Genomic DNA, 12181 nt, shown 5'->3' on the forward strand with positions numbered 1-12181 from the left:
ATTCTCCGCTTTACATACTACGGAAAGTGTATGCCCGGTATCTTCCAGGTTCGGAAAATTGCAGCCCTGCTGACACTGTTCTGTCTGGTTTCCGTTATGGGACAGTCTGCAGAGGTTTCTGGGAATGGAGAGGAAGTCCTCATCATTGCCCAGGATCATGCCTGGCCTCCCTTTGCCTTTCTGAATGAGCAGGGAGAGCCCCAGGGCTTGCTGGTGGAGCTGTGGCAGGTTCTGGGGAAGCAGATGGGCCGGGAGGTTCGCTTTTATCTTACGGACTGGGAGGACAGCATCCGGGCTGTGCGGGAGGGGCGTGCCCATGTCCACGGAGGCCTGATTGCCTCACCGGAGCGGTCTGAATTTTTTGATTTTTCTGCAGAAATCCTTCCTGTGCAGGCATTTCTTTTTGTGGCTTCAGCCAATATGCCCCTGACGCTTTCAGAGATCCATGGCCGTGGCGTGGGGGTGATTGCGGGAAGCTATGAGATGGAATTCATGCAGCATCAGCATCCGGAAACGCCTCTGGTTTCCTTTGCCAGCAACGATCAGATGATCCAGGCGGCTGTGTCGGGCAGGCTTACCGCCTTTGTGGCAGATTATCCCGTAGGGCTGTACCTTCTGGACCGATATGCTCCACCCGGAGCCTTTCATCCCTTGAAAATGCTCTATTCCCGCCATCTCAGTGCCGGATTTCCACGGGGGAATGAGGCCTTGCAGGAAGCCATTGACATCAGTCTTGCGACCCTGGGCGAAGAGGAAGTCCGTCGTCTGAGCCAGCGATGGACGCGCAGTGAGAAGGTGGAGGTGCTGCCCTTCTGGCTCTGGCCTGTACTGGGGGGGGGCTTTTTTCTCCTGGTTTCTCTGGGGCTTGCGGCCTACAGTCTGGCCCTGAGGCGGCAGCGGTGCTGGCTTCTTGCGGACGCGGAGCGTAAAAATGCGGCCCTCAGGGAGAGTGAGGCCCGTTTCCGGGGACTTTCGGACAATACCTTTGCGGGGATCTATATTTTACTGGGCAGACGTTTCATCACGGTGAATCCGGCCATGTCCCGGATTCTGGGGTACAGTGAAGAGGAGCTTCTCTCTATGGATCTGGCCCACTTTGTCCATCCGGATCACCGGGAAATGGTTCTGGAGCGGGCAAAGGCCAGACAGGAGGGGAGCAGGGTCCCTTCCCGGTATGAGATGAAGGTCGTTACCCGGGAGGGACAGACCCGCTGGGTGGAGATCAGTGCCGTATCTCTGTTCCATGAAGGCCGGAATGCGGCCATCGGCACCTTTTTTGACATCACGGAGCGCAAGGAAATTGAACATATCCGGGAAGAAGCGCTTGCCCTGCTGCACAAGGTGTCCGCCAACATTCCCGGTGTGATTTACCAGTTCTGCCTGAACAGTGATGGCAGCTCCTGTTTTCCCTATATCAGCAGGCGGGTCAGCGAGATACTTCCCGTCACGCCGGAAGAACTGACCCGGGACGCGGCCTCCCTTATGGGCTGTGTGCACCCTGAGGACATGCGGCCGGTTTACCGCAGTATGCGGGTTTCTGCCGTACGCCTTGACCCCTGGCGCTGTCAGTTCCGGTTACGCTACCGTACCGGGGGATACCGCTGGTGTGAAGGTCAGGCTTCGCCGGAGAAGGAAGGGGATGGCCGCACGGTCTGGTATGGCTACCTTGTGGATATTCAGGACTGGAAGGATGCCCAGGAACGCATGACCCACATGGCCCTGCACGATCCCCTTACGGAGTTGCCCAATCGGACCCTTTTTGAAGACAGGGCAAGGCAGTTGATCACCGCAGGGGAAAGGGAGCGGGTCTCCTTTGCCCTTGTGTTTATTGATCTCGATTATTTTAAGCCCATCAATGACACTCTGGGCCACGGGATCGGGGATCTGGTGCTGAAGGAGGTCGCGGCGCGTATCCGGGCCACCATCCGTGTCTCGGATACCGCAGCCCGCATCGGTGGGGATGAGTTTGTGGTGCTGCTCCATGCCGTTCACGGATCCAAGGACGCGGGAAGGGTGGCGGAGAAAATCCGTCTGGCCCTGAGAGAGTCGCTCTGTATTGAAAACCATACCCTTCAGATATCAGCCAGTATCGGCATTGCTCTGTATCCTGTACATGGGAAGGATCTCATCACCCTCACCGCCCACGCGGACAGGGCCATGTACCATTCCAAGGAAAAGGGCAGGGATACGGTTTCCTTTTATGCGGGTACCGTGGAAACGGCATGACGCCTTCCGGATATTTCTCCCGTTCTTAAAGTTTTGTCCCCAAATTCTTTAACCCCATCGCCCATTAAGGAGAGTGATGTATGCAGCATGACACACAGCGCCCCATCCGTTTTGACGATCAGGTGGTTCTCATCACCGGTGCAGGCGGCGGCCTTGGCCGCGCCTACGCCCTGGCTTTTGCCCGAAGGGGAGCGAAGGTGGTGGTCAATGACATCGGTGCTGCCCGTGACGGTGCCGGGAACTCCCAGGGACCGGCAGAGACCGTTGTGGCGGAAATCCGCGCTCTGGGGGCTGAGGCCATTGCCAACACGGATTCCGTTGCCGATCCCGACGGAGGGGAAGCCATGGTGAAGGCTGCCACGGATGCTTTCGGAAGGCTGGATGTTCTGGTCAACAATGCGGGGATTTTGAGGGATACCAGCCTTGCCAGAATGAAGCCCGAGGACTGGAACGCCATTCTCGATGTGCATCTGAAGGGTGCGTTCTGTGTGACGGCTCCGGCCTTCCGGGTGATGAAGAACCAGGGGTATGGCCGCATTCTCTTCACCACCTCCGCCGCCGGACTGTATGGCAACTTCGGGCAGACCCACTATGCCGCCGCCAAGATGGGCCTTGTGGGGCTGATGCAGACCGTCTGCATTGAAGGAAGGAAAAACGGGGTGCAGGCCAATGCCATTGCACCGCTTGCCGCGTCCCGTATGACGGAAGACCTGCTGCCACCCGAGGTTCTCGAAAACATGAATCCGGATACGGTGGCGCCTCTGGTGCTCTGGCTTGCCTCCAGAGAATGCGTCGAAAGCGGCAGTGTTTTTAACATGGGCCTGGGGTGTCTGAACCGGGTGCAGGTGGTCACGGGGAGGGGAGTCCGTTTTGATCCCAAAATCCCCCTTGCGCCGGAAGCCCTTGCGGGCATGTGGCCTGAGGTGCTGTCCATGGAGGGGGCGCAGGCCTATTCGGATATGAATGCCTTTATTCTGGGGCTTTTTTCCTGATCTTTTTTTTATTCTGGTCGTTTTTTCAAGGGAAATATGAATCGTTTTGCCTTTCTTTCCACAACCTTTGCATTAAAACGTCTTTACCGGTTTTCCAATGCCAGGACATCCATCAGCGGAGAGGAAAATATTCCCGATGGCCCGGTAATTTTCACGGTGAACCATTTTACCCGCATTGAAACCCTTTTTCTTCCCTATCATCTGGAAGAAATTACGGGGCGTCCCATCTGGTCTCTGGCTCACCATGCCCTTTTCACAGGAGCCTTAGGCGGTTTTCTGGAAAAAGCCGGGGCCGTTTCCACCGCAGCACCGGATCGGGACAGCCTGATTCTTAAAAGCCTTCTGACCTCTCAGGCCCATTGGGTGATTTTTCCCGAAGGCAGCATGGTGAAAAGCAAGAAGGTGGTGGAAGAAAATACCTTTCTTGTGGACAGCGGGGAAGGCAGGAGCCGTCCACGGACGGGGGCTGCCAATCTGGCGCTGCGTACGGAATTCTACCGTCAACGAATCCGGCACCGGATGGCGGAAGAGGGACGGGAGGCCGCCCTGGAAGTCTGCCGTCTCTTTGATCTGGAAAATCCGGAAATGGTGACGGAAAAACCTGTGCGTATCGTACCGGTGAACATTACCTATTATCCCCTGCGGGCCCGGGAAAATGCCCTCAACCGCCTGGCTGCCTTTCTCGTGGATGCCCTCCCCCAGCGGGTCAGTGAAGAGTTGATGACCGAAGGCAGTATGCTGCTGGACGGAGTGGATGTGGATATCCGTTTCGGTCGGCCCCTGGAAGCGGGAACTTATCTGGGAGATCCGTCCATTGCTGCGGATATTGAGCGTAAGGATGCCTTCGGGCCGGATGACCCCATTGCTTCCCTCAGCACCCTGAGGCGGGCCGCCCTGGATCTCATGCAGGACTACATGGCCGCCATTTACGCCATGACCACGGTCAACCCCGACCATCTTTTTGCCACCATACTCCGGGAAATGCCCCGGGATCTCATCGATGTGGAGGATCTCAGGCGCAGGGTCTATCTTGCCGCCACCCTGAGGCTGGATGCCCAGCGCCTCTATCTGCACAAGAGTCTGGCCCAGAGTCAGGTGCATCTCATTACGGATGACCGCTTTGGCCGGTGTGCGGATTTTCTCCGTTATGCCCAGGATACGGGAGCACTCAGCCTGACAGAAGAAGGAAAGCTTCTTCGTAACAGTGCAAAACTCAAAGCGGATTATGATTTCCATGATATCCGGGTCAGCAATCCCATTGCTGTGATGGCCAATGAAATTGAACCCCTGACCCTCCTGCGGCCCCATCTTTTCCGCCTTGCCAGGGAGACGGATTTTCATATCCGGAGAAGGCTTGTGGCCCATCTTCTGGAAAGGGGAGCCCGATCCTTTGATGAGGCCCGCAGCCGCTATGGTTCCGATGCTTTTCTCATGGACAGGGAGGCGGGACGTCCTTTTCTGCTCGAAGGCGGAGAAGGGAAGATGGGGATTCTGCTGATCCATGGCTATCTGGGATTCCCCGGACAGATGCGACTCTTCGGGGAATCCCTTTGCAGGGAAGGCTTCTGGGTCTATGGGATGCGTCTTCCCGGTCATGGAACCTCTCCGGAAGAGCTTGCAAAAACAAAAATGGGACAGTGGGAGGATGCGGTGCTGGAAGGCTATGCCCTGCTCCACGTCCTGTGTGGGCATGTGGCTGTGGTGGGAATTTCCCTGGGCGGACTTCTTGCGGCCATGCTGGCCGTACGAATCCCCAATCTTGCGGCCCTCTGTCTTCTGGGAACACCCTCCAGGATTCAGGAATACAGACTTTGTGATGAACCGGGAAGTGCCCTGTGGGATCGTATCCTTTCCCGGATCCGGGTTGGAAGAAAGGAAAAAATGCGCCTGCCCTGCGGCCGGGATGCTGAGGAGACGGGCTATGGAGAACATCCGGAAAATGCTTTCCGTGAAATGGCCGAGGTGGCGGAAAAGGTGCGGGTTCAGTTTGGCCTGATCCGGACGCCCTGTATGGTCGTGCAGAACCGGGAAGACCCTCTGGTGTCCCCGGAAGCGGCTCTGGAAATTTTTGCACGTCTGAAAACGGCCCACAAAGAAATGCATCTGATGGATGGCACTACCCACAGTCTGTTTTCCGGTGTCATGGCAGAACGGGTACAGACCCTGATGAAGGACTTTTTGTGTTTCTGGGAGAAGGGGCCGGAGCGTATGGCCGAAGCGGCGCTGCCCGTGGGGCCGGGAGCGTTTCCCCTGGCCCGGTAAGAACTGAGGGTGAGGGGAGCGGCTGAGAGGATATGGGGGATAGTTCTGCTGGATGGGATTGAAAGGATAAAACTGGATGGATAATTCTTTTCTGTGGGTAGTCATGCTTTTTGTCAATTTCGGCTGCATCGCCCTGGCCTACCGTTTTTTTGGCCGTGTGGGACTTTATGCCTGGATTCCCCTTTCTGTGATCCTGGCCAATGTGCAGGTGCTAAAAACCGTGGAGCTTTTTGGTCTGGTCTGTACCCTGGGAAACATCCTGTACGCAGGAAGTTTTCTTGTGACCGATATCCTGAGTGAAAATTATGGGAAAAAGGCGGCGGGAACGGGGGTCTGGATCGGTTTCTTCAGCCTGATTGCCATGACAGTCCTCATGCAGCTTGCCGTCCTTTTTACCCCCCATGCCTCGGATTTTTCCCAGACGGCCCTGGAAACCATTTTTGGCATTATGCCCCGTGTCGCCGGAGCCAGTCTTCTGGCCTATCTTGTTTCCCAGACCCATGATGTCTGGGCCTATGACTTCTGGCGCAGACGTTTTCCCGCCTTCCGCTGGATCTGGCTGCGCAACAATGCCTCCACCATGGTTTCCCAGTTTCTGGATACGGTGATCTTTACCCTGGTGGCGTTCTGGGGCGTTTTTCCAGAGAAGGTACTTTTGGAAATTTTTCTGACCACCTATGTTCTGAAGTGGCTGGTCGCCGCCATGGACACGCCTTTTCTGTATCTTGCGAGGCACATGCAGAAGAAAGGGCAGGTGCGGGAGTTCTGATGTTTTTCTGTGCGGTGCCGGAGATCAGGTTCCAGGAAGAGGAGGCAGGAAACTATGCCGTTCAGCGTTTTTTTTAACCGGATCGTTTCGGGGCTGTTTTTGTTGTTTATAAGCGGGTGTGCGAGCATTTATACGCAGACGCATAGCGCTTACGAAGCTGCGATGACAGACTGTTCTCATAGGGCAACAATCCCGAATGTTTACAGTGGTACAGTTTTTGATTTTCAGTGTTTACCCGCAGAGAATGCCGGATTTTTTTGTCTGGTGGATCTGCCCTTAAGTTTTGCCATGGATACCTTGATGGTTCCATATACGGCTTACAGGCAGTTCAGATATGGAAGCTGGTACAATCAGGAGGTTTGTCAGGATGTAAAAAAGCAAACGGAGCCGGTGTCTGACCCAGAAGCCACCAGCGGTTGATGGATTTCATAAGAAGCTGAAACGGAAAGGTACCATGGGGATGCTGCATCCTGTCCGCATGTGATCTTTTTCTTATTTTTTAGGATTTCCCTGGAAGGGGAATGTCCAGTTTTTTCATTTTAGAGTACAGGGTGGAGGGATTGAGCATGAGGATTTCGGCAGCTCCTCCCGGCCCTTTGATGCGGCCTCCGGTTTTCTGGAGAGTGGTAAGAATGTGCTGGCGCTGTGCCTCTTCGTGACTGAGATCTTCTGCCATGGAGGCAGGAGGCGGTTCCGGAGGTTTCAGGCGAAGACAGTCCTCCCGGTTGGAGATCATGGCATTTTCCACCACGTTTTTCAGTTCCCGGATATTGCCCGGCCAGGGATAGCCTGCCATGGCTTCCATGTCCCTTTCCGGGATGCGGCGGATATCCCGGCCCATGCTTTTGGAAAGCTGACGGACAAAGGCCCAGACCATTTCCGGAATATCGGCCTTTCTTTCCCGTAAGGGCGGCACCAGAACGGGATAGACATTGAGGCGATAGTAAAGGTCGGAACGAAAGCCGCCTTCCTGCACCATACGGCCAAGATCCCGGTTGGTGGCCGCCACAATGCGCACATCCACACGGACGGAACGGCTGCTGCCCAGGGGTTCAAATTCACCGTCATCCAGAACCCGCAGAAACTTGGCCTGAAGATCCAGGGGCAGTTCTCCGATTTCATCGAGAAAAAGGGTGGAGCCGTGGGCCAGTTCAAATCTTCCGAGTTTTTTGGCCACAGCTCCGGTAAAGGCGCCCTTTTCATGGCCGAAGAATTCACTTTCCAGAAGATTGGCGGGCAGGGCCGCGCAGTTGACCTTGATCATGGTTTTTTTGCTGCGGCGGCTTAAGCTGTGTACCAGCTGGGCCAGCAGGGTCTTTCCCGTTCCCGTTTCTCCCATGAGCAGTACGGAGGCTTCGGTTGTGGCCACCTGCTCAATCCGGGCGAGAACCTCGGCCATGGCCCTGCTCTGACCGATGATATGGCTGTAACGGTTTTCGCTGCTGATGGTTTCTTTCAGATAACTGTTTTCCGCCTTAAGCCTTTCGGAAAGTTCCTGGATTTTTTCAAAGGCTTTTTTGAGTTTGAGATCGGTCTGTTTTCTCTCCAGAGCGCCGGCAAAGATCTGGGCGAGAAGGCGCATGTGCTGGATGGAGGCCTCGGTCCAGTTCTGATATCTGCGGTAGGACTCAAATATGATGACTCCCAGAACCGAACCACCGATTTTAAGACTCACCCCCACGCAGGATTTCAGTCCCACCCTTTCAGCATATTGCCTTTCTTCCAGCCAGTTTTCCGGCAGATCTTCGGGAAGGCGGGAGAGATTGACCACCTCTCCCCGTTTCAGGCGCAGGGTGATGTTGGGCGCAAGGGCGTTCAGGAGAAGTCCCGGATTTTCCGGCCAGATATGGGCCGTATACCCGTGGCTGATGTGCAGCTCCTGACTGTCGTTTTTGAATTCTCCGAAAACACTCTGGTCGATGCCAAGGAATTCTACAATTTTACGGATGGCATCGTTGATCTCCTGATCCACCTCGGAAGCGGGAATATTGACAAATTTGGATGAGATTTCAAAAAGGAGGCGTTCAAAGGCCATCATGGGCGTCTCATTTTCTGGTTGTGAAACTTTTGGGGAAATCCCAGCCGCGTGCTGCATCTGTAGAGAAGCCTGCTGCCGGGAGAGGCAGGATTTCTGGCTTCTCCAGATCCGTGTCTTCCTTCAGAAGGGGCCTCCCTGAAAGCGCGTCAGGGTATCCGCCAGTTCCTGGGGAATGTGGGTGGCGGTAAAGTCCGGGCCGATGCAGGTGAGACTGATGGTGGCACTGTTGCAGAGAAAAGCCTTTTCATTGTCTTTTTTCCAGATTTCCTGCACCACCCCGAGACTGCGGCTTCGCATCCAGGCGACACGGGTTTTGACGGAAATGGTATCAAGGTATCTGACGGGTCTTTTGTAGAGCAGATGGGCATCCACCACGGCAAGGTGCATTCCCTTGTCCATGATTGTCCGGTAATCATATCCCGCAGCTTCCATATATTGATCCCGGGCGTCATGGTAAAGATCCAGGTAACGGCTGTGGTAGACCACGTTCCCCGGATCGACCATGGCCATGGGAATGCGCATCCGGGTTTCGTGGGGAAAAACAGGTTCAAATTCCAGCATGATTTTTCTTTCTGTCCAGCGGTTTCCATGAGTCCTTCCCCTGCACGGTGCAGCAGCGGACAGGGGAAGGGTACAGGGAAGGTGCTGTATTTCAGGGGGTCTGGAGCAGTTCCTTGTCAAACCGGTCGGCATCAAAACTGCATCCCAGGTAATCGACCACAATCCTGAGATCCTTGTAGGCATTTTCAAGGCAGACCGTACCGCCGGGGGAAGGCGTCATGTTGAAGGTAATCCCCTTGCCCGTATCAATTTTGGCTTCCCCGAGAAGAAGCTCTCCCTTTTTTTTGTCAATAAGCTGAGGTCTTAATCCTCCGAAACCTTTGGCAAAGGTGAGATCTTTAAGTTTTGCGGAAGGAATGATTTTTCTGACATCCTTCAGGAAAAGACGCTTGTTGATATAGGGGATTTCAAAGAGAAAGTTTTTGAGAATGTAATTGCGGATATCGCTCACGCCATAGAGACTGAAGAGCACCTTGAGCACTCCCCTGTCCAGTTTCAGAACCCGGAAAAAGTCTGCAACGGTTCGGATGTTGTAGCGTTCCAGCATGGGAAGCAGCAGGGCGGTGGGCCCGATACGTGTGAGACCGGGTACGGTGACGTCGGGGTCTCCGTGGATGGCGGCAAAGGGGAGTTTATCGTTCTGGACGGTGTAAACTTTGCCGTTCAGGTACTGGGGCGTGAAATAATAAGAACCTCCCACGGGCAGACAGCTGAACTCATGACCGTATCCCATGCGCTGGGCAAAGAGAAGGGAATGCCCACCCGCAGAAACCACAACAAATCTGGTGTGGAGGGTTTCCTTCTGGGTTGTGACACGATAGCCCCCTTGCGTTTCGGTGATGGAGAGCACCGTTTCTCCAAGACGCAGGTCAATATTTTTTCCGGTTTCTTTCTTGGCATTCCGGACAAAGGAGTGGGCCAGGGCATAATAGTCCACAGCCGTATAGTCGTTTTCCACGCCAAGGGCCACAATCTCTTCTGTTCTGTCTTTGACCACAGCAGGCTCAATGCGGGCGATGTCATTTTTTTCCCAGAGGCACATAGTGGGAAAGTGGGGGCTGAAAAGAGCAAATCTTTTTCTTAAGAGGGCGCATTCTTCAGGCCCGACACCGAGAACCATTTTGGAATATTTTCTCATCAGCCCATCGGTATTTTTCTGGGCCTTTGCATAATGGATCAGCATCTGGGCTCCCTTGTTCACCCGCAGGGCCTTTTCAAGGGAGTAATTGGTTTCAATGTCTCCGCAGTGCAGGGTCTGGGAGTTGTTGGTCGCCGCAGAATTGACCAGGGAGAGGTCTTCATACTTTTCAAGGAGGGCTATATTTTTCAGATCCGTATACCTTGCCAGGGTATACAGAAGTGAAGTTCCTGAAATGCCACCTCCGACAATCAGGACATCATAGGGGGATGTTGTCATGTGTGCTTACCCTTTTATATGAATGTTTTTTTTGAAAAAGACCGGCTGACTGGGCCTGGAAGAGCGGGCATGTCTGCCCTTACCGCAGGGCTGCCCCATCAGGCCCCTTTTATACCGGATTTTTCCCGGGAACAACCTGAGGATACATCTTTTAGCACTTTCATGGAGATTTCAGGCGGAATTGCCGGTCTGTGCTGTGTCTTCAGGGTTTTTTACGGAGCTGTGGCAGGAGGGGCGGCCAGAAAGGATTGTACTCCCCTGCGGCTTCTGCTAGGTTGCAGGCTTTGATGCAAAACCCAACACCAAGAACTGTGGCGGGGGATTCATGCAGGTGAAAGAAAAATTTCAGGCGCTTGTCAAGGAAGCACGTCTATACAGTTCCCAGGGGCTTTTCGATGAGGCCCGTTCCTGTCTGGAAGAACTGGCGAGACTTGTGCAGACCCTTGAGGTACTGCGGAATCGGGAAGCCATTCTTGCCGATATCCAGGAAAAACTGGCTGAGCTGGATGAAAAAATTGCTGCAACTTCCGAAAAAAATGAAAAGCGTACCTTTACGACCAGGGAGTCGGAGCTGGTCAATACCCTGCTTCCGGATACGGAGGAGACGCCTCCGGAAATGCGTCTGGACAAGGCAAGACTTCTTGCCCGTTACGGTTCCTATACGGCTGCCATCACTCTTTTTTCCGTACTGCTGAAGAAAAAGGAGGTGCGGGACGAAGCCGCCATCGGCCTGATTACGGCAATGGTCAAAGACGAGCGGGAAAAAGAGGCGGCGGATCTGCTGCGCAAGTGGGAGCAGCAGGGACTGTTAGAGGAAAAAAGTCTGGCCCGGTGCCGCAGTCTTGTCCCTGCCATGGCTTCCGGTGTGGAGGCTTTTGATGATGAGGAAATGGAGCTGCTTCCCGTCAGTTCCGTGGGAATCCGTCTGGAAAATGTACCTGAAAATCCTGGAGAGCAGGTGGAGCTGGATGTGAGTTTTCAGTCCGGTAACCTCGTCAGTCTCATTATTTCCAGCAAGGATCGGAAACTGATTGAGGATCTGCAGGTAGGCCTGAGGCTGAATGACATGCGGTGCTACTCTCCCGTGGCTGTTTTCAGGGGGTCGGGAATTGTGGCATCCAAGCACCAGATTGATTCCGGGCCTAAAAAAGGGGACTGGTGCCTCAATATTGAAATCAAGACCTGATTGAAACCAAGACCGGACTGAAACCAAGACCTGATCTGTTCACAGCGCCGATCCTTAAAGGCTTTCTGGGAAAAGGAAAAAAAATGACACTGGAGGGGCTTCATGGCCGTTTTTAATATGCAGAAGCGGGTCATTGAGTGCAAGATTGTCTACTATGGCCCTGGAAGATGTGGTAAAACCACCAATCTCGAAACCATTCACAAGCTTTTCCGTCAGCAGATGGAAGGGGATCTGGTCTCCATTGATACGGAAGGGGACAGAACACTCTTCTTTGATTTTCTTCCCATGGGACTTGGAAAGATTCATGGCTGTGATGTGAAGGTGCAGCTTTTTACGGTACCCGGTCAGCCCCAGTATGCTTCCACAAGGAAGCTGGTACTGAAAGGCGCCGATGGTCTTGTTTTTGTTGCAGACTCCCTGGCCGTACGCAGGGAAAAGAACATGCTGTCCCTCAAGGATCTGCATGAAAATCTCAAGTCCTATGGCCTCAGCATTACCAAGGTGCCTCTGATTTTACAGTACAATAAAAGGGATCTTGCCGATGCGGGCCTGCCCATTATGTCCATGGAGCAGATGGAAAAGGACTTGAACCGTCAGTTGAAGGTACCCTCTTTTCCCGCCAGTGCGGTAACGGGAACCGGGGTGGGCAAAACCCTGAAAGCCTGTATTGAAGCAACTCTGCGCCATCTTCAGAAAGAACTGGACTGGGCCGGAAAATAGGATAGGGAGT

10 protein-coding genes are annotated in these 12181 nt (G+C 54.1%); 7 read left to right on the forward strand and 3 right to left on the reverse strand.

Annotation, left to right across the window (positions count from 1 at the left end):
• Window positions 1–30 precede the first annotated feature (30 nt).
• The 5 genes from BR04_RS00270 to BR04_RS00290 all read left to right on the forward strand — a co-directional run bounded on the left by BR04_RS00270 (window position 31) and on the right by BR04_RS00290 (window position 6669).
• Window positions 31–2226, forward strand: coding sequence for a diguanylate cyclase (locus BR04_RS00270; RefSeq protein ID WP_496353975.1), 2196 nt, complete (start codon window positions 31–33; stop codon window positions 2224–2226).
• Window positions 2227–2306: 80 nt separating this feature from the next.
• Window positions 2307–3218, forward strand: coding sequence for an SDR family oxidoreductase (locus BR04_RS00275; protein ID WP_496353976.1), 912 nt, complete (start codon window positions 2307–2309; stop codon window positions 3216–3218).
• 36 nt (window positions 3219–3254) lie between these two features.
• Complete coding sequence (locus BR04_RS00280) at window positions 3255–5480, forward strand: alpha/beta fold hydrolase (protein WP_496353977.1); 2226 nt, start codon at window positions 3255–3257, stop codon at window positions 5478–5480.
• 76 nt (window positions 5481–5556) lie between these two features.
• Window positions 5557–6249: a queuosine precursor transporter gene (locus tag BR04_RS00285; protein ID WP_496353978.1), complete on the forward strand. Its 693-nt coding sequence runs from the start codon at window positions 5557–5559 to the stop codon at window positions 6247–6249.
• 54 nt (window positions 6250–6303) lie between these two features.
• A complete protein-coding gene (locus BR04_RS00290) occupies window positions 6304–6669 on the forward strand; it encodes a YceK/YidQ family lipoprotein (RefSeq protein WP_496353979.1) in 366 nt (121 codons plus the stop codon).
• Between the two features lie 79 nt (window positions 6670–6748).
• Here the strand turns inward: BR04_RS00290 and BR04_RS00295 are convergent, their stop codons facing one another.
• The 3 genes from BR04_RS00295 to BR04_RS00305 form a co-directional block, all read right to left on the reverse strand.
• Window positions 6749–8287 (reverse strand): sigma-54-dependent Fis family transcriptional regulator, encoded by a 1539-nt coding sequence (locus tag BR04_RS00295; protein WP_496353980.1) that lies wholly within the window; start codon window positions 8285–8287, stop codon window positions 6749–6751.
• A gap of 120 nt (window positions 8288–8407) precedes the next feature.
• Window positions 8408–8848 carry an acyl-CoA thioesterase gene (locus BR04_RS00300; protein ID WP_496353981.1) on the reverse strand — a complete coding sequence of 147 codons (441 nt, stop codon included), beginning with the start codon at window positions 8846–8848 and terminating at the stop codon, window positions 8408–8410.
• Window positions 8849–8939: 91 nt separating this feature from the next.
• Entirely contained in the window at window positions 8940–10265 is a 1326-nt protein-coding gene (locus BR04_RS00305) for an FAD-dependent oxidoreductase (protein WP_496353982.1), read from the reverse strand.
• A 325-nt stretch (window positions 10266–10590) separates the two neighbouring features.
• On the opposite strand from BR04_RS00305, the gene BR04_RS00310 reads away from it, so the two are divergent.
• Both BR04_RS00310 and BR04_RS00315 read left to right on the forward strand, forming a co-directional pair.
• Window positions 10591–11451 (forward strand): tetratricopeptide repeat protein, encoded by an 861-nt coding sequence (locus tag BR04_RS00310; protein WP_496353983.1) that lies wholly within the window; start codon window positions 10591–10593, stop codon window positions 11449–11451.
• Between the two features lie 102 nt (window positions 11452–11553).
• Window positions 11554–12171 (forward strand): GTP-binding protein, encoded by a 618-nt coding sequence (locus BR04_RS00315; RefSeq protein ID WP_496353984.1) that lies wholly within the window; start codon window positions 11554–11556, stop codon window positions 12169–12171.
• Window positions 12172–12181 lie beyond the last annotated feature (10 nt).

It is taken from the genome of Desulfobotulus sapovorans DSM 2055 (genome assembly GCF_059569355.1).